Origin of the sequence: Rhizobium albus, from assembly GCA_030160035.1 — a bacterium.
Classification (GTDB): domain Bacteria; phylum Pseudomonadota; class Alphaproteobacteria; order Rhizobiales; family Rhizobiaceae; genus Georhizobium; species Georhizobium albus.
Map to the genome: position 1 here is coordinate 1 of BSNO01000004.1, position 17,217 is coordinate 17,217.

Sequence of the window (17,217 nt, forward strand, 5' to 3'; positions counted from 1 at the left end):
CGTTGGTGAGCGGGTTATAGTCCGAGCTATTCGTTCCGGTCAACAGCCATTTTGCAGAAAAATGACAGTTTTCGCACCTTGCAAGAAAATGTCCCAACATCCCGTTTTGGCGACAAAAAATGCGCCGACGCTGCCTGCTTTCTAGCGCTGCCTGTTGAGTGTGCAGGCTCCCCGCCTTGGCGCTTCAAGGTGACTTGTCCGAACAGCACGTGCGGGTATGCGCGTACTATATAGGTAGGGATGGTCTGCCGGCCTGGTGCTAATCGCCACCCCTCCCAAAGCAGTCGCATGCGCCGCTCTTCGTGCCGCGGATATTACTTGACGATATTTGTCAGGTATTGTAGCGACGCCTCAACAGAGGGGGCCGCTCAAAGCAGCCTGCTTCAGGAGAAATCTCGGGGTGGCTTCCATCCCGCAGACCGGGACAGACAACATAACGGGAGACACTGATGTCCAAGACGACCCGATCGCTGATCGCCGCGGCTGCCTTTGCGGCCGTATCGCTGCCAACGCTTGCGAGCGCACAGGAACTGACGATCTATTCCGGCCGTGGCGAAGCCTTCGCGCAGCCCATCATCGACCGCTTCGCCGAAGAGACTGGCATCGAAGTCGAAGTCCGCTATGGCGGAACCGCCGAGATGGCCGTCCTGATCACCGAAGAAGGTGAGCAGAGCCCGGCGGATGTGTTCTGGGCACAGGATCCGGGTGCTCTGGGCGCCGTCGGCGAACTGTTCGAGCCGCTGCCGGAAGAGGTGCTGGCCAACGTTCCTGAAACACTGCGCGATGACGAAGGCCGCTGGGTTGCCGCTTCGGCACGTGCACGCACATTCGTCTATTCGCCGGAGCGTGTCGAAGAAGGCGAGCTGCCGACGTCGATCACTGACCTGACCGGCGAAGAGTATCGCGGCCGCGTCGGCTGGGCGCCGACCAACGGTTCCTTCCAGGCGCATCTCACCGCGCTGCGCGTGCTGCTCGGCGAAGAAGAAACCAAGGCCTGGCTCGAGGCGATGATCGCCAATGACACGCAGGTCTATTCCAACAACGCGTCGCAGCTTCAGGCGATCGCCGACGGCGAAGTCGATTTCGGCCTCGTCAATCATTATTACCTTCTGCGCCAGAAGGCTGCCGATGCCGCCTTCCCGGTCGAGCAGTCGATCTTCGCCAATGGCGACGCCGGCAATCTGCTGATGGCGGCCGGCGCAGGCGTTCTCGCCTCGTCCGACAACAAGGAAGCGGCCGAAGAGTTCGTCGCCTTCCTCCTGTCCGAAGAAGCCCAAACCTATTTCGCGCAGGACAATCAGGAATACGGTGTCATTGAAGGTGCCGACAATGCCGGCATCGAGCCGAACATCGAGGACGTCATCCTGGCATCGCCTCCGCTCGACCTGAACGACATCGACGATCTGGAAGGCACGCTGAACCTGCTCCGTGAGGTCGGCTTGCTGTGACAACCCTTGTGACGGGCGGCCGCAAACGCGCGGCGCCCGCCATCTTCGTCATCCCCGCCATTCTGGTGGGGCTGGCGATGCTGGTCCCTATCTTCTACCTCGTGCTGCGCGCGACCGAGGCCGATTTCGGCACGGTCGCTTCTCTCGTTTTCAGGCCCCGTACCGGCCAACTGCTGTTGAACACGACAGCACTCGTCGCCGGCGTGCTCATTCTCGCGACCGCGATTGCCGCGCCGCTGGCCTGGCTGACCACGCGCACGAGCCTGAAGGGACGGCGCATCGCGCATATTCTGGTTGTGTTGCCGCTGGCGGTTCCGGGCTACGTGATGGCCTATGCGCTGATCGGGCTATCCGGCTATTACGGCTTCATGAATACGCTCTTCGGCTGGACCTTTCCCAGGCCGCAAGGCTGGCTCGGCGCGACGCTCGCTCTCAGCCTCTACACCTATCCCTACATCTATCTGAATTTGCGCGCGGCGCTCGGCAGCATCGATGCAAGCCTCGAAGAGAGCGCGCGCGCACTTGGCGCGTCACCCCGTGAGGTCTTTTTCCGCGTCACGCTGCCCTATCTGCGCCCGGCGCTGTTTTCCGGCTGGCTCGTCGTCGGCCTCTATGTGATTGGCGATTTCGGCGCGGTTGCGCTGATGCGCTACGAGGTCTTCTCCTACGCGCTCTACACGCAATACGCCGCTGCCTACGACCGCATCTATGCCGCCTGGCTCGCATTGATCATGATCACCATCGCGGTCTCGGTCATCTGGTGGGAGAGCAAGCTGCGCGAAGGTGCCCATTTCGCCCGCACCGGCACCGGCTCCGGCGTGCGATCGAGCCTTTCCTCGCTCAGCACGCTCCCGTCCGTAGCCGCCTGGTGCTTCATCGCCCTCGTGGCGCTCGCCTCGCTCGGCCTGCCAGTATCGGTTCTTGCCTTCTGGCTTTCGGCCGAGCCCCTGCTGCCGAGCCTGCCCGCGCTTCTGACGAGCTTCTGGCATTCCGTGTCGGTGGCGGTCCCCTCCGCCCTGCTCGCCGGTGCGCTCGCGCTGCCCGTCGCCGTCATGGCGGTGCGCTATCCGTCGCCACTGTCGAGCGCGATCAACCGCCTGGCCTTCATCGGCTATGCGGTGCCACCGCTCGCCTTTGCGCTTGCCTTCGTGTTCATCTCGCTCGGCTTCGCACGGCCGCTCTATCAGTCGCATCTGCTGCTTGTGATCGCCTATTCGCTAGCTTTCCTGGCGCTGGCGCTTGGACCGATCCGCGCGGCGCTGTACCTCGCGCGCCCGTCGCTTGAGGAAGCGGCACGCTCGCTCGGCTACAGTCCGCTTTCGGTCGTCGCGCATGTGGTGTTCCCACTGATCCGGCGCGGCGTGATCGGCGGCATGGTGCTCGTCTTCGTCATCGCCATGAAGGAACTGCCGATCGCATTCCTGCTGGCCCCGACCGGATACCGTTCGCTTGCGATTACGCTGTTCAGCCGCACATCTGAGGGCATGCTGGTGAATGCGGCACCCTATGCCGCAGCCATCATCATCTTTTCCGGCTTGTTTGTCGGGGTCGTTCTCAGGCATGAAGCAAAACATGACTGAAACAGCTGACATTGATCGGAGTTCGGGACCGCTGCTCGCGGCGCGCGATCTCGTGCGGCATTTTCCGTCGGCGCGCGGCGCCGCAGTCGCCGGCGTGTCCTTCGAGGTCATGCCGGGCGAACTCATTGCGCTTCTCGGTCCTTCGGGATGCGGCAAGACCACGACGCTGCGCCTGACCGGCGGCTTCGAGCGGCCGGACGCAGGCACGATCAGCCTCAATGGCCGCGATGTGACGAACCTGCCACCAGAAAAGCGCGGCATCGGCTTCGTCTTTCAGGATTACGCGCTCTTTCCGCATCTGAGCGTTGCGGCCAACGTCGCCTTTGGATTGCGACACGCCTCAGCTGCCGATCAACGGAAGAGAACGGCGCAGATGCTGGAGATGGTCGGCCTCGCCGATCTCGCCGAGCGGATGCCGCATCAGCTATCGGGCGGCCAGCAGCAGCGCGTGGCGCTCGCCCGCACGCTAGCGCCGGCACCGCCTCTGGTTCTGCTCGACGAGCCCTTTTCCAATCTCGATGCCGCCTTGCGGGTCGAGACCCGCCAGGAAGTCCGCCGGCTCCTGAAGCAGGCCGGGTCCGCAGCCATTCTGGTGACGCATGATCAGGAGGAGGCGCTGGCGCTTGCCGACCGCATCGCTGTCATGCATGCGGGCCGGATCCTTCAGATGAGCACGCCCGATGACGTTTATCGGCGCCCTGCCGACGAATTCGTCGCGCGCTTCATCGGCCGTTCCAACATCGTTCCCGCTTGCGCGAACGGATTCCTCGCCCAGACGGATTTCGGCGACCTCGCCATCGACCGGACCATGTACGGCAATGTGCGACTGGCGGTGAAACCCGAGCAATTCGTGCTGACGCCTGCAGAAGATGGCAACGGCGTCGTCATCGGCCGCGAGTTCCGCGGCCACGATCAACTTTACTGGGTCCGCGTCGGCGGAACCGAGATCATGGCGATCGCGGCGACCAACAGCTTGCTGACGATCGGCACGCCGGTGCGGCTGACCACATCCGAGCCCGTTGCCCTTTTCGAACAGGCCGTCGCAGAAAACTCGTGAATCGCCACTTATGCCGGTGTTTTACCATTTGCGAATGGAACCAACGTCGCAGGCCGTCGTTCTCCCGGTCGAAATGCAAGGAGAAAAACAATGAACAGCATCATCTACATCGTCGGCCTCGTCGTCATCGTCATCGCCATCCTGTCGTTCCTCGGCCTGAGCTGATACGACGCACAAAGATCAGGACTACCCCGTCGGACGAGCGGCTGATTCCGGCGCATGATGCGCCATCAGACCGTAAGCCAGCCGCATCTGCTTTCCTGCCCGCGTATCCGGATAGCCTCCTGCATCTCGATGCAGCGGCATGTCGAACGTGATCTCCCCCTCGGCCGCATCCGCGATATGCGCGCCGAGGGAGATCATCAGCTGGATCATCCCGCGATTTTCCGGATGAACATAAGCCACGAACCGCTTGATCCCTGCTTCCGCCGCACAAAAGGCGATGGCGCCGATCAACAACGGGCCTACTCCACGACCCTGATAGGCATCGATGACGGTCACGGCCATCTCTGCGCTTTCCTGATCGGTATCGAGCCGTTCATAACGCGCGATGGCGACCGGGTCAGGCGGAACGACGCTCATGTTCAGCGCGCCGATCGCACAGTGCTCGAAGTTGGATCGAGCAGTGAAGCGGGCGAGATCCTTTTCGGAAAGCCGCGTGACACCGCCCAGGAAGCGGAAGAACCTCGACCGTTCCGAAAGATGGGAAAACCCGGCCAGAAGATGCGCCTTGTCCGCCGGCTCGACGGTGCGCACCAGCAAATCCAGATCATCTGCGATGCGCGTTCGGAACATTCCTTCCCTCCGGACCTTGATCCTACCAACATGCGAAACATCGCGCCAACCAAACCGGGGACACCAGCGTGAGCGATTTTGGCGACGAACGCACCGGCATCATCGATGCTTCCACCGCTGCCAAGCAGGACAAAGAGCGGACCGATGGTGCGCACATTTCGCGCGGACGTCGTGCCGACCACCCGATGCAGCTTTCCCGACACGGCTGGCTCGATGTGGCATGGCGCATCTGGAACAACATAGGCGCCAATCGCATCATGCTTGTGGCAGCAGGCGCAACCTTTTATCTGCTGCTGGCACTTTTCCCCGCGCTTGCCGCGTTCGTGTCGCTCTATGGCCTCGTCGCCAACCCCGTCAGCGTCGCCGACCACATCGCCTTCATAGGATCGCTCTTGCCTGCCGGTGGGCTCGATATCATCGAGACCCAATTGGACGCTCTGGCCACTCAGGATGTCAGCGCGCTCAGCTTCGGCTTCATCCTCGGTCTCATGATCGCCCTGTGGAGTGCGAACAACGGCATCAAGACACTCTTCGACGCGATGAACATCGTCTATGCGGAGGAGGAAAAGCGCGGCTTCATCAAGCTCAACCTCCTCTCCGCAGTCTTTACGCTCGGTGGTCTAATGGTGGCGATCGCCTTGATCTTCACGGTTGGTGTCGTGCCAGCGATCATCGCTTTCATGGGGCTGGAACGTCAGGCCGATCTGATGATCGCATGGCTGCGTTGGCCTATCCTTCTGTCCATGATCGCGGTCGGCATCACGCTCGTATACCGTTTCGGCCCAAGCAGGCGGCCTGCGAGATGGCGCTGGCTCGTCCCCGGTTCGGTGCTTGCGACCATCGTGTGGATCGCTGCCTCGGCCGCCTTCTCTTTCTACCTGCAGAATTTCGCAGATTATAACGCCACCTACGGCTCGCTCGGCGCTGTCATCGGTTTCATGACGTGGACCTGGATTTCGGTCATCATCCTGCTGGTCGGCGCACAATTGAACGCCGAGATCGAGCACCAGACTTTGAACGACACGACAGTCGGTCCAGGCCGTCGGATGGGCGAGCGGGGAGCAGTCGTGGCAGACACGGTTGGCGAAGCCAGGCCTGCCTGACGCCAAATCCAAGTCTGCCTGAAACAAGAACGACGCGGCTTCAGTACGAGGCCACGTCGTTGCGTTGTGTCGAACACGTTCTGAACTCAGGCACTGACCCCGAGACGAGAAGCGAAAGCCTGCGCGGCCTCAACTTCGTTCGGACGGATGTCATGCCCGCCCTCGTGCCATTCGAGCTTGACCGCTGCGCCCTGTGCCGAGAAGTAATCGGCCAGCACCTGCGTCTCGGCCGGCGGACAGATCGGATCGCGACGGCCGGCCGTGATCACGATGTCCCGGTCCTTGAGAGCCGCATTGGCCGCGGGCGCCCACGGGATCAGCGGATGCATGAGCACGGCACCGTCGAAGAGCGCACCGTTTTCCAGCATCATGGCTGCCAGGATATTGGCACCATTGGAGTAGCCGAGGCCGTAGACGGCGCCCGCCTTCGCCTCATCGCGATGCGCAGCGACGAACGCAGCGAGAGCATCCCGCCGGATCGCCAGATCGTCCATGTCGTACACACCTTCGGCCTTGCGGCGGAAGAAGCGCAGTGCGCCACCTTCCGACACATCACCACGGGGCGAAACGATCGTTGCCTGTGGCATCAGCCGGGCGGCAAAGTCGAAAAACTGGTTCTCGTCGCCGCCCGTCCCGTGAAAGGCAAAGAGGATCGGCGCACCCAGCGCGCCTGGCCGGATGCGATGCTTGTAGGACTGCAGGCTCATGCCGCAGCTCCCGCTGCACCGTCGATCTTCTGCAGCGTGTTTTCGAGATACGGGCGAAGATGCGCGTGCTGGCGCGGCAGCTTGAGCGCTTCACCGAGATGCGCCCGGTCTTCGTCACGCTCGAAGCCCGGCTCGTTGGTGGCGACTTCGAAGAGGACTCCACCGGGCGTGCGGAAATAGATCGCCCAGAAATAATCCCGGTCGATTACCGGCGTCACCTGGTATCCCGTGTCCATCAATGCCTTGCGCACCGCCAGCTGGCTGTCGCGATTGTCGACCGCGAAGGCGATGTGGTGCACCGAGCCGGCACCCTGGTCCGCATGGGCGATGTTCGGCATGGTTTCGATGTCGATGCGATGTGCACCGTTGCCGCCGTCGATCGCGAACCGCTTAACGCCGTCGCGCGCTTCGATTTCGCTATAGCCCATGAACTTCAGAAGTTCGCCGGTCGCGCCATCGTCCCGCAGCCGCATGGCGGCAGAGTGAAACCCGCGGATCGCGACATCGTCACCAACGCCATTGCCGGTCCAGGGCTGGCGGTCGTCGTCGCTTGTCTCAACAAGCGCAAAACCGTCACCATCGGGCCCGGCAAAATTCAGGCGCTTCTCGCCGAAGAGTTCCTCTTCCTTGAGGCCACTGACGCCCAGCTTCTGGAACCGCTCTTTCCAGAACGGCAGCGCACCCTGCGGGACGGCGAAGACGGTCGTTCCGACTTCACCCGTGCCCGGGCGACCGCGGCGGATGTTCGGGAACGGGAAATAGGTCATGACCGAACCCGGCGTGCCGACCTCGTCGCCATAATACAGGTGATAGACATCGGGCGCGTCGAAATTGACGGTTTTCTTAACCCGGCGCAGGCCGAGCGTGTCGGTGAAAAAGCGATTGTTCTCGCGCGCATCTGCAGCCATCGACGTGACGTGGTGCAGGCCTCTGATCTCGTTCAACATCGGAATTCCTTTCTGCCTTAGAGGGCATGTGGACTGTTGGACCCAATGTCGCGATGTTCCACTGTCTTTGCTAGTACGATAATCTGCCATTATCTGTTGCGGAATTCAGAACAGTCAGAAGGGCAGTCATGGGGCATCTCGAACGCAGCCGGATCTTTCTTGAGGTTGCCGACCGCTCGAGCTTCGCCGATGCGTCGCGGGCGCTGAACCTGTCGCGATCTGTGGTCACGCGGCAGGTGGCCGAGCTGGAAGAAGAGCTCGGCGTGCAATTGTTCGTGCGCACCACGCGCAAGGTGGCACTGACCGCACCCGGCGCCATCTACGCAGACCGCATGCGCACGGCCATTCGCCAGATCGACCAGGCGACAGACGCGGTGCGCGACGAACAGCATACCCTGCGCGGCACGCTGAAGGTCAGCGCCCCGCTGTCCTTCGGCATGCGGTTCCTTCCCGATGCGATCGCGCGATTTCGCATCCTTTATCCGGACCTGACGCTGGCCATGGACCTGACCGATCGCTTCGTCGACATCTTGCGGGACGACTACGACATGGCCCTGCGCATCTCGGGCCCGCCCACCGATCGCTCCACCATCTGGCGCAAGATCTGCGAGGTGCCCCGCGTGCTCGCAGCGTCACCGGATTATGTTGCCAGGCGCGGCAGCCCCACTGATCCACAGGAGCTCGCCCGGCACAATTGTCTCGCCTATTCCAACTCTAACGATCCGCAGATATGGCGCCTGCGCAATGGCGACGAGAGAGCCGATGTGAGCATCGCCTCAAAGCTTGCCTGCAACAACGGAGAGCTTCTGGCGGATCTGGCAACCGCCGGCGAAGGCATCGTGCTGTTGCCGCGCTTCATCATGGAGGAGGCGCTCAGCGACGGTCGGCTGGTGCAGGTGCTTCCCGATTGGCCACCCGAGATGATCTGGCTGACGGCATTCTATCCGCCCTATGAGCGCTTACCGGCAAAGGTCGATGCGTTTACGCGCTTCATCGAGGACGCGGTTGCCGCCGATCAGGAAGAGCTGCCGAATTTGGGCCAGAAGAAACCCGCGCGCCGCTTATAGGCGGCATAGTCATGCCCCAGCGGCGAGGCGGCAATGGTCGCCTCCTCGCCCTTTGCCGCCCGCATATAGACGAGCGCGATGATCATGACCGGAAGGATCGAGACGAGAGAGAACGTGGTCAGTGCCCAGCCGGACCACAGAACCAGATAGGACACGTAGAACGGGTGACGAAGGTATCGGTAGGGCCCATCGGTGACGAGCGTGTTGGGGCTACGGCCTTCGAAGACATACCAGAGCCGCGCCTTTTTCGATGCTCGGATCGCACTGACGAACAGCAACGATGCCCCGATCATCATCAAAAGTCCGGCCACATGAGCCCCGACCGGCTGCACGCGCGTCATCAGCAGATAGATGAAGAGGGCGATCATCGCGATGCTGATCACGGAGATCATCTTCGCGGCAGGCGGCATCTTTTCGGTGGTGAAGTGAAACCGCATCGCCCAGGTGAACTGACCGACGACGACGAGGCCGAGAAGAATGCTGGCGAGATCTAGGAGGGTCTGACTGTTCATCATCAACGACTGTCTGGCGCGGTTTTGGGACGCTAACCGGGGTGCTGAGGGATGGCAAGCGCAACATGCTGAAGTAGCACAGCTTTCTGAACACAACCGTAATATGTCGTTCTGCTAACGGTTCCTTGACCATTCCCTTACACGAAATCTAGAGGGCCTCGTGTCAACATGGGACGCTACTGAATGGGACAATGGCCATGGCGCCAATCGATCGGATGATAACCACAAGCGATGCGTCGCTGCGGGTGCGCGACACCGGCGGCGACGGTTTGCCGATCGTTCTGCTTCACGGCTCCGGCAGCTCGATCGACGTCTTTCATCGTCAGTTCGCAGACCCGATCTTGAGCCATCACCGCTTGGTGGCCATCGAGCTTCCGGGCCATGGCCTGTCCTCCGACGCCGCAACACCGGAGAAGACCTACACGTTGAAGGGTTTGGCCGGCGTCGTCACGGAAGTCCTGACGTCGATTGGCGTCAGCCGAGCCGTCTTCTTCGGCTGGTCGCTAGGCGGCCATGTAACGCTGCAGATCGCTGCAACCACAAGCATCCCGGTCGCTCTCTTGCTATCGGGTACGCCTCCTGTCTCGCTCGGCCCGCTCGGACTGCTGCGCGGTTTTCAGCCGAGCTTCGACATCCTGCTCACTTCCAAGCGCCACTTCTCCGAACGTGACGTGACGCGGTTTGCACAATTGTGCTTCGGCGATTCATTCGACCCGGCATTCCTGACGATGATTGCGCGCACGGACGGACGCCTGCGCGTCAATTTCCTGCGCAGCCTCATGCATGGACACGGCGCCGACCAGCGCCGGTTGGTGGAGACGTCGCAGATGCCGATCGCGCTCGTCAACGGCGTGCTCGATCCATTTGTTCGCTTGAGCTATCTCGAAACGATCCCCTTCGCCAATCTGTGGCGTGATCGCTCCCACCTGATACCCGCAACGGGTCATGCCGCATTCTGGCACGCGCCGCAGCTGTTCAATCCCCTTTTGAACGCCTTCGTTCGAGATGCCGAACTCGTGCTCCGGGCGGAGCGATTGAACCTGCGCCGCGCCTGACAGGCAAAAGTCTCTGTCAGCCTGCTCCTTGACGGAACAAGAGCTTGCCGTAATTACTTTTGGAGTGGGACGCTCGGAGAAAACCAAAATGAAGAAGATCCTGTCTGCAATCCTTATGACTGCCGCCTTGGCTGCCTGCACCCCGACCCAGGAAGGTGCCGTGATCGGCGCCGTTGCTGGTGGCGCTGTCGGCGGGGCTGTTGGCGATACCGAAGGCGCGATCGTTGGCGCAGCGCTTGGTGGCGCAGCCGGCGCCTTGATCGGTCGCGCATCCGAACAGCCGGGCCAGTGCTACTATCGCGACAGCTACGGCCGCCGGTATGTGGCAGCCTGTCCACGCGGCTACTGAGAAAGCCGGTTTATTGCTCATCGGGATCGGGCGCTTTCGCGGCCGATCCCTTTCTGACGACCTGGCCCGTCACCTTCACCGCATGGCTTGACTCCCTTTCGATTCGGAGTCCTCGCCCGCATCCGCCTGTGCGGACAACATCAACCGCCAAATGCTTCAAAAGATTCACGATCTAGACGCGCCAGCCGCCACGCAGCATAGATGTTGCGGTGAACAAACCCGGAATCCGTTAGAGTCAGCGATTCGTCGTTCTTTCGTTCCGCGCCTGTTCCAGATGGCTCGATCGTGCTTGGTCTTTTGGCGTCCGACGGACCTGCTCGCATTCGGGCGGCAACAGCCCCATATGGAGCGCTGCCAAGCCCACGTCCGGTTTCGGGCAGGAAGGACGCCTTGCCCCACTCACCAGTGACATCCGACCGTCGGATGCCCGAGAAAAGCCAGCCTCCCGTCTTTTCCGGCCGGGGCGTGACGGCGGTTCTGGGACCGACCAACACGGGCAAGACGCATTACGCGATAGAGCGCATGATCGCGCATGGCAGTGGCGTCATCGGCCTGCCTTTGCGGTTGCTGGCGCGGGAAGTGTATGGACGGATTGCTGCCCGGGTGGGTGAACAGAACGTCTCGCTGATCACCGGCGAGGAAAAGATCGTTCCGCCCAAGGCGCGTTACTCGGTTTGCACGGTCGAAGCCATGCCGAGCCGCACCGGCGCAGCCTTCGTTGCCATCGACGAAGTGCAACTCGCAGGCGATCTCGAGCGCGGCCATGTCTTCACCGACCGCATTCTGCATCTGCGCGGAACGGATGAAACGCTGCTGCTCGGCGCAAACACCGTGCGCGGCATTTTGGAAAAGCTGCTGCCCGGCCTGACGGTGGTGGAGCGTCCACGTCTGTCACAGCTGCAATATGCCGGTGCGCGCAAGATCACCCGCCTGCCGCGACGCTCCGCCGTCGTCGCCTTCTCCGCCGATGAAGTCTACGCGATTGCCGAACTCATCCGCCGGCAGCGCGGCGGCGCAGCCGTGGTGCTCGGCGCGCTCAGCCCGAGAACCCGCAACGCGCAGGTCGAGCTCTACCAGAACGGCGATGTCGATTATCTCGTGGCGACCGATGCGATCGGCATGGGCCTCAATCTCGATCTCGACCATGTGGCGTTTGCGCAGGACCACAAGTTCGACGGCTATCAGTATCGACCCTTGAACCCTGCCGAACTCGGCCAGATCGCCGGGCGCGCGGGGCGCCATGTCCGCGATGGCACATTTGGCGTCACGGGTCGGGTCGATCCGTTCGGCGAGGAAACCGTCGAGCGCATCGAAGCGCATGTCTTCGATCCCGTTCGCATCCTGCAATGGCGCAGCAAGGACATGGATTTTGCCGATCTGCAGGCGCTGCGTCGCTCGCTCGACCGTCTGCCACCCACCCAGGGCCTGACCCGCGCCCTGCCCGCGGTCGATCAACAGGCGCTTGATTATCTGGTGAATTATCCGGAAATTCGCGATCTTGCGACCACGCCCGAGCGCGTTGCCCGGCTGTGGGACGCCTGCGCCCTGCCCGATTATCGCCGAATTGCGCCCGCACAGCACGCCGACCTCATCGCGACGCTCTTTGCCGATCTTGTCCAGCTCGGCTCGGTCAACGAAGACTTCATGGCCGAGCAGGTCCGCCGCGCCGACCGCACCGATGGCGAAATAGACACGCTTTCCGCCCGTGTGTCGCAAATTCGGACATGGAGCTACGTATCCCACCGCCCGGATTGGCTTGCCGATCCGACACACTGGCAGGAAAAGACTCGAGAAATAGAGAATCGTCTGTCTGATGCTCTGCACGAAAGGTTGACGAAACGCTTCGTTGACCGCAGGACATCCGTTCTCATGAAGCGCCTGAGAGAAAATGCAATGCTCGAAGCTCAAATCAGTGTCGATGGCGACGTCTATGTCGAGGGCCATCTTGTCGGCCAGCTCGCCGGCTTTCGGTTTACCCCCGACAGCGAAGCCGAGGGGCCGGACGCCAAGGCTGTCCTGGGCGCCGCGCAAAAGGCACTGTCTATTGAATACGAAGCACGCGCCGCGCGGTTGTACGCCGCCGGCAACAGCGACTTCGCGATCGGCTCCGATGCGACCGTGCGCTGGGTCGGCGAACCGATTGCCCGCCTGACCGCAGGCGACGACACGCTGCGTCCGCGCGTGGTGCTTCTGGCCGACGATCATCTGAGCGGCACGGCACGCACCCATGTGGCTGCACGCATCGAGCGCTTCGTTCAGCACCACATCGCAACGGTCCTCAAGCCGCTCGACGATCTGTCGCGCGCCGAGGACATCGACGGTCTCGGCCGCGGCCTCGCTTTCCAGCTGGTCGAGGCGCTCGGCGTGCTCTTCCGCCGCGATGTCGCCGATGACGTCAAGGCGCTCGATCAGGATGCCCGTGCCCAGTTGCGCCGCTATGGCGTGCGCTTCGGCGCCTACCATATCTTCATGCCGGCCCTGTTGAAGCCGGCGCCGGCGGAACTGATCACGCTGCTCTGGGCGCTAAAGAACGACGGCATCGATCAGCCGGGTTATGGCGAGCTCATCCCCGCCCTCGCTGCCGGCCGCACCTCCGTTGTCACCGAACCCGGCTACGAGCGCACATTCTACAAGCTCGCCGGCTTCCGCTTTCTCGGCAAGCGTGCCGTTCGCATCGATATCCTCGAGCGTCTGGCAGACCTGATCCGCCCGGCCCTCAACTGGAAGCCAGGGACGGGCAGTCGTCCGGAAGGCGCTTACGATGGTCGCCGCTTCACCACGACGCCCGCCATGCTGTCGATTCTCGGCGCAACGGTCAGCGATATCGAAGAAATCCTGAAAGGCCTCGGCTACCGCGCAGATGAAGTGAGCGCCGAAGAGGCCGCCACCTACCTGGCTCGGCAGGAAGCGCCGAGCGAAGAACAGGCCGCCGAGGCTCCTTCCGAAACGACTTCCGACGCCGAGACACAGCCTACCGCGACCGACGATCAGGAGACGCCGGCCAGCGACGAGCCAGCGTCCGAATTGGCATCCACGGAAACCGAAGCTTCCGCCCCTGCCGCAGAAGCGCCGGCGGAACCAGTTGCCGCGGCCGAAGCAGGCGAAGAAGAGCAGCCGAAGCCCGTGCTGCTCTGGCGACCGGCCGGCAACCGGCCGGAGACGCAGCGGCCGCAGCGCCAGAAGCAGGGTCGTGGACGTCGTCCTGCTGGAGGCACTGCCGAGGCCGGCGCCACGCCTGCAGGCGGCGAACAGCCGGCACGCGACAAGCAGCAGCATCGTCGCCGCGACAATCATGCGCCGGGCGGCAAGGGCAAGGACAAGCGCGGCGGTCACCCCGGCAATCGCAAGGGCAAGGATGCGGAGCGTCCGGCGCCTATGGCGGCGCGGCCACCCCGCAAGGAGCGTCCGATTGATCCGGATTCACCCTTCGCGAAGCTCGCAGCCCTCAAGGACAAGCTTGGGAAGTAGCAGGCGCCAATGACCGCAGACCGCCAGCGCATCGACAAGTGGTTGTTCTTCGCGCGTGTGGTCAAGTCACGTACCCTGGCAGCAAAGCTCGCCCAGAACGGACGCATCCGGGTCAATGGCGACAAGATCGACCAGGCAAGCCACCAGGTTCGCCTCGGTGATACGCTGACGATCACGCTCGATCGAACTGTGCGCATTCTGAAGATATCGGCGCCGGGCATTCGTCGCGGCCCTGCAGAAGAAGCGCGGACCCTCTACGAGGACCTCACACCCGTCGTGGAAAAATCGGCCGACAGCCTGCCCACGGCCCTGGCGCCCATTCGGGAACCCGGAACGGGCCGTCCGACAAAGCGCGAGCGGCGCAAAATGGATATGTGGCGAGAAGGCTCGGGCGACTGACGCTTCCGCGTCACCGCTGCTTGGACTTTGCCGAACGCTGCCTGCTTTCCACAAGATGGCGCAGATAGCCCATCGAATGCGGCACCGCCTGCGACGCCACCGTCACATGCGAAAGCGAAAAGGTCCGGCGCCGGATGACGTGACCGGTGTTGGGCACGATCTTGTGCAGGACGCCCTTGCAGATCGTCATCTTGTTCCAGGCCCAGTCCTCGAACCCAACACCCCCTGGAATATCCGAGGGCGGATAGGGCGTGTCCAGATAAATGCTGCGTCGGGCAAAACTCAGCGCCGTCCAGTAATTCTGATCCATCAGCACCACGGGCCTGTAGGACGGTGACTCCATGTCCACATGGTGCAGAATGTGCTTGGTGCCATCGAAGAACGCGCAGACTTCCGGGTGCCACACGATGGGGTCGGACCGCTTTGTCGCTTCCGCATGAGCGCGCACCAACCAGCTCGTTCCCCAGAAATCGTCGGCATCCAGAAACGCGATATGGGCGCCGCGCGCTTCTTCGACGGCAGTGTTGCGCGATCGGCCGAGATCCCCATAGGCAACCTCGATCAGGCGATCGTCTTGCCCGAGCCCGCCTTTGATGACTGCGCGCGTCAGATCATCGCCGCGATCGAGAACACATAGGAGTTCGACACGGATATCCGCTTCGGCTGCAGCGGCGATGGCCCGCTTCATGCTGGTGAGCGATGCATGGGCAAGCAGACCTTCGCGATGTGCATTGAGAACGGCGGTGATGTCAGGCGCCATCGACATGCAACAGCCCTCCCTGTCTCGGCTCGGCTTCGAGCATACGGACATAGCCCGCCCAGCTATGCACATCCGCGACGCGCTTTTGCAGCCGCCCCGCCCGCTGCCTGGCTTCGGCCGGATCTCGTCCGATTGCGCGCAAGGCTGAGACGAAGCCTTCCAGCGCATCGGGATCGTCGATGAGGTAACCCGTGTCGTCGTCGATCAGTTCGCTGATCCCTCCGACATTCGGCGCAACGACAGGCAGCCCGCATGCCCCCGCCTCCAGCAGGATGTTCGGCAGCCCGTCCCAATGCGACGTGTAGAGAAACACATCCGCCTCCGTCAGCGGCAGCGCCGAGAAGTCGTCGAACGCACCGTGGTAACGAAGATTGACGATCTCGCGTGCGGCCTCCGTCACCATGGCTTCGTGCTCCACATCGCCCTTGCCGAATATCTCGAAATCGAATTCAGGCACGGCACGAGCGATACGAAGCAAGAGCGGGATGTTCTTCTGGCGACTGAGCCGGCTCGCCCAGATGACCCTTTGCCGACCCGTTGACTTTCGTTGTGGCAAAACCCGACCCGCAGGAGCCGGCTGGCGCGCCACGACAAGCCTCGACACAAGCGATTCCGGAATGCCGAGAGACTGGATCAGCTCGGCGCGATGGGCGGCGTTGTCGAAATAGACGCCTGAAAGATGCGCCAGGCAGTCGCGCAGATAGAGATCGCTGTAGCCGGCACGTCGCCCATCCGGCGTGAAATCCGCACAGAAGAGCGCCCCGTAGAGCCGCGTATAGCGGGCAAGCACACGTCCTTTTTTTAGGACTGCGTCCCAGCACGCCCGGCTGTTTACATTGAGGATCGCCTCGGGACGAAATCCCCGGACCAGAAGCTCGACCAGACGCACCCGCTCATCATGAGAGAGATCCGGATCGACGCGCGAGAAGGACAGAACCGGTATATCCGGCGCAATCATGTCGCGGGCACTTTCCAGGTCGTAATCGGCCAGGATGACGAGAACCCTTTCGGGCCCCAGCCGCTCGGCCATCGCGCGCACCGCATGGGCTGCCACGCGTTCGGCACCTCCGCGCACGAGCCAGGGCATGAAAACAATTCGTTCCGGCACATGCTCGATCTGGTCGACAAGCGCGGTCAGTGCCCGCTCCAGCCGGTTGTGTGCCGCTCCATCGACGACTTCCAGATAATCCGCATGCGCGAAGTAGTCCGCGCCATAAAGCGCCACGTCGAGATCCTCGACGCTGGCGATGGCTTCTCGCGCGGCCTTCAGCGCACCATCCGGACGGCGCGGCTTGCGCCCTTCGAAACGGCCATAGTCGATGTAGTGTAAAAGCGGGTGCATGCCCACGATGTCGGGATTGCGCATGAGATACCATTGCGCATCGAAATCCGGACCCGGCGAGCGACCTTCCAGCGCGCCATGAAGCATGTAGTGAAGGAGCGCCGGATAGTTGGCCCGCCGAACGTCGGGATTGGTCTCCAGATAAAATTTCGCATCGAAGAAACCCGAGGCAACTACTCGATCCGCTTCACTCGGCGCCGGCGGTCGGACTTCAAACCCTTTGCGACGGCCATGCATTAGATAGTGGACGAGCGGGTTCCCCTTCACCTCATAATGCGCGAGGTAGGCAGCCGCATCGAAACGCGGCCCCGGTGAGCGTCCTTCGTGACCATGCCGCAGAAAATGATCGAGCGGATCCCGCCCGGTACGCAGCACGTCTGGATAGGCGAGCAAATACCAGTCACGATCGAAGTATCCGGACAAAACAATGATTTGACGCCAGAGGGATTGCGTAAACCTCTGCCGGACAAAACGCACCGGGGCCCAGGATTGGGTCATGCACCGTCTACTCGAACTGACCGCCAGCCCCGACTCGGTGCATGCGGATTTGAACGATCACATCCATGCATGGACTGGAACGGCACGCAACCCGACGGCGTCCGAAGGGCTGCGGGACCTCGATTCTCGC

The 17,217-nt window shown here is 62.3% G+C and carries 15 protein-coding genes; 9 read left to right on the forward strand and 6 right to left on the reverse strand.

Going from position 1 to position 17,217, the window contains the following annotated elements:
• The first annotated feature begins 449 nt into the window (after positions 1-449).
• Genes QQL76_RS15310 through QQL76_RS15320 form a run of 3 tightly spaced genes read left to right on the forward strand, consistent with a single transcriptional unit; the run spans position 450 to position 4,085 of the window.
• Positions 450-1,448, forward strand: coding sequence for an iron ABC transporter substrate-binding protein (locus QQL76_RS15310; protein ID WP_499208400.1), 999 nt, complete (start codon positions 450-452; stop codon positions 1,446-1,448).
• Positions 1,445-3,028, forward strand: coding sequence for an ABC transporter permease (locus QQL76_RS15315; RefSeq protein ID WP_499208401.1), 1,584 nt, complete (start codon positions 1,445-1,447; stop codon positions 3,026-3,028). The genes QQL76_RS15310 and QQL76_RS15315 overlap by 4 nt, the downstream gene beginning before the upstream one ends.
• On the forward strand, positions 3,021-4,085 hold the full coding sequence (locus tag QQL76_RS15320) for an ABC transporter ATP-binding protein (protein WP_404863549.1): 1,065 nt from the start codon (positions 3,021-3,023) through the stop codon (positions 4,083-4,085). Before QQL76_RS15315 ends, QQL76_RS15320 begins: the two co-directional genes overlap by 8 nt.
• Positions 4,086-4,271: 186 nt before the next feature.
• Here the strand turns inward: QQL76_RS15320 and QQL76_RS15325 are convergent, their stop codons facing one another.
• Positions 4,272-4,880: a GNAT family N-acetyltransferase gene (locus QQL76_RS15325; RefSeq protein ID WP_499208402.1), complete on the reverse strand. Its 609-nt coding sequence runs from the start codon at positions 4,878-4,880 to the stop codon at positions 4,272-4,274.
• Between the two features lie 68 nt (positions 4,881-4,948).
• On the opposite strand from QQL76_RS15325, the gene QQL76_RS15330 reads away from it, so the two are divergent.
• Complete coding sequence (locus tag QQL76_RS15330; protein ID WP_499208403.1) at positions 4,949-5,983, forward strand: YihY/virulence factor BrkB family protein; 1,035 nt, start codon at positions 4,949-4,951, stop codon at positions 5,981-5,983.
• A gap of 86 nt (positions 5,984-6,069) precedes the next feature.
• Here QQL76_RS15330 and QQL76_RS15335 read toward each other — a convergent pair whose 3' ends face one another.
• Both QQL76_RS15335 and QQL76_RS15340 read right to left on the reverse strand, forming a co-directional pair.
• A complete protein-coding gene (locus tag QQL76_RS15335; protein WP_499208404.1) occupies positions 6,070-6,690 on the reverse strand; it encodes an alpha/beta hydrolase in 621 nt (206 codons plus the stop codon).
• A complete protein-coding gene (locus tag QQL76_RS15340) occupies positions 6,687-7,637 on the reverse strand; it encodes a VOC family protein (RefSeq protein WP_499208405.1) in 951 nt (316 codons plus the stop codon). Before QQL76_RS15340 ends, QQL76_RS15335 begins: the two co-directional genes overlap by 4 nt.
• A gap of 128 nt (positions 7,638-7,765) precedes the next feature.
• Here QQL76_RS15340 and QQL76_RS15345 point away from each other — a divergent pair, with 128 nt between their 5' ends.
• Positions 7,766-8,704 carry a LysR family transcriptional regulator gene (locus QQL76_RS15345; protein ID WP_499208406.1) on the forward strand — a complete coding sequence of 313 codons (939 nt, stop codon included), beginning with the start codon at positions 7,766-7,768 and terminating at the stop codon, positions 8,702-8,704.
• On the opposite strand, the gene QQL76_RS15350 is transcribed toward QQL76_RS15345, so the two are convergent.
• Positions 8,653-9,219 (reverse strand): methyltransferase family protein, encoded by a 567-nt coding sequence (locus tag QQL76_RS15350; protein WP_499208407.1) that lies wholly within the window; start codon positions 9,217-9,219, stop codon positions 8,653-8,655. The two genes, QQL76_RS15345 and QQL76_RS15350, sit on opposite strands and share 52 nt — an antisense overlap.
• A 194-nt stretch (positions 9,220-9,413) precedes the next feature.
• Here QQL76_RS15350 and QQL76_RS15355 point away from each other — a divergent pair, with 194 nt between their 5' ends.
• The 4 genes from QQL76_RS15355 (at position 9,414) to QQL76_RS15370 (ending at position 14,487) form a co-directional block, all read left to right on the forward strand.
• On the forward strand, positions 9,414-10,271 hold the full coding sequence (locus QQL76_RS15355) for an alpha/beta fold hydrolase (RefSeq protein ID WP_499208408.1): 858 nt from the start codon (positions 9,414-9,416) through the stop codon (positions 10,269-10,271).
• An 88-nt stretch (positions 10,272-10,359) separates the two neighbouring features.
• Positions 10,360-10,620, forward strand: coding sequence for a membrane lipoprotein lipid attachment site-containing protein (locus tag QQL76_RS15360; protein WP_126007831.1), 261 nt, complete (start codon positions 10,360-10,362; stop codon positions 10,618-10,620).
• Positions 10,621-11,043: 423 nt separating this feature from the next.
• Positions 11,044-14,088 carry a helicase-related protein gene (locus tag QQL76_RS15365; RefSeq protein ID WP_499208945.1) on the forward strand — a complete coding sequence of 1,015 codons (3,045 nt, stop codon included), beginning with the start codon at positions 11,044-11,046 and terminating at the stop codon, positions 14,086-14,088.
• A gap of 9 nt (positions 14,089-14,097) precedes the next feature.
• The gene (locus QQL76_RS15370; RefSeq protein WP_499208409.1) at positions 14,098-14,487 is read left to right on the forward strand and encodes an RNA-binding S4 domain-containing protein; all 390 of its coding nucleotides are present in this window, start codon (positions 14,098-14,100) and stop codon (positions 14,485-14,487) included.
• A gap of 10 nt (positions 14,488-14,497) precedes the next feature.
• On the opposite strand, the gene QQL76_RS15375 is transcribed toward QQL76_RS15370, so the two are convergent.
• Together QQL76_RS15375 and QQL76_RS15380 are read right to left on the reverse strand one after the other, a co-directional pair.
• The gene (locus QQL76_RS15375; protein ID WP_499208410.1) at positions 14,498-15,253 is read right to left on the reverse strand and encodes a glycosyltransferase family A protein; all 756 of its coding nucleotides are present in this window, start codon (positions 15,251-15,253) and stop codon (positions 14,498-14,500) included.
• Positions 15,237-17,012, reverse strand: a complete 1,776-nt coding sequence (locus QQL76_RS15380) for a glycosyltransferase family 4 protein (RefSeq protein ID WP_499208411.1) — start codon at positions 17,010-17,012, stop codon at positions 15,237-15,239. Before QQL76_RS15380 ends, QQL76_RS15375 begins: the two co-directional genes overlap by 17 nt.
• Between the last annotated feature and the right edge of the window lie 205 nt (positions 17,013-17,217).

Coding starts and splice junctions, on each gene's coding strand:
- QQL76_RS15375 (WP_499208410.1), bottom strand. CDS start 15,253: ATGTCGATGGCGCCTGACATCACCGCCGTTCTCAATGCACATCGCGAA.
- QQL76_RS15345 (WP_499208406.1), top strand. CDS start 7,766: ATGGGGCATCTCGAACGCAGCCGGATCTTTCTTGAGGTTGCCGACCGC.
- QQL76_RS15325 (WP_499208402.1), bottom strand. CDS start 4,880: ATGTTCCGAACGCGCATCGCAGATGATCTGGATTTGCTGGTGCGCACC.
- QQL76_RS15370 (WP_499208409.1), top strand. CDS start 14,098: ATGACCGCAGACCGCCAGCGCATCGACAAGTGGTTGTTCTTCGCGCGT.
- QQL76_RS15360 (WP_126007831.1), top strand. CDS start 10,360: ATGAAGAAGATCCTGTCTGCAATCCTTATGACTGCCGCCTTGGCTGCC.
- QQL76_RS15350 (WP_499208407.1), bottom strand. CDS start 9,219: ATGATGAACAGTCAGACCCTCCTAGATCTCGCCAGCATTCTTCTCGGC.
- QQL76_RS15365 (WP_499208945.1), top strand. CDS start 11,044: ATGCCCGAGAAAAGCCAGCCTCCCGTCTTTTCCGGCCGGGGCGTGACG.
- QQL76_RS15340 (WP_499208405.1), bottom strand. CDS start 7,637: ATGTTGAACGAGATCAGAGGCCTGCACCACGTCACGTCGATGGCTGCA.
- QQL76_RS15320 (WP_404863549.1), top strand. CDS start 3,021: ATGACTGAAACAGCTGACATTGATCGGAGTTCGGGACCGCTGCTCGCG.
- QQL76_RS15335 (WP_499208404.1), bottom strand. CDS start 6,690: ATGAGCCTGCAGTCCTACAAGCATCGCATCCGGCCAGGCGCGCTGGGT.
- QQL76_RS15310 (WP_499208400.1), top strand. CDS start 450: ATGTCCAAGACGACCCGATCGCTGATCGCCGCGGCTGCCTTTGCGGCC.
- QQL76_RS15355 (WP_499208408.1), top strand. CDS start 9,414: ATGGCGCCAATCGATCGGATGATAACCACAAGCGATGCGTCGCTGCGG.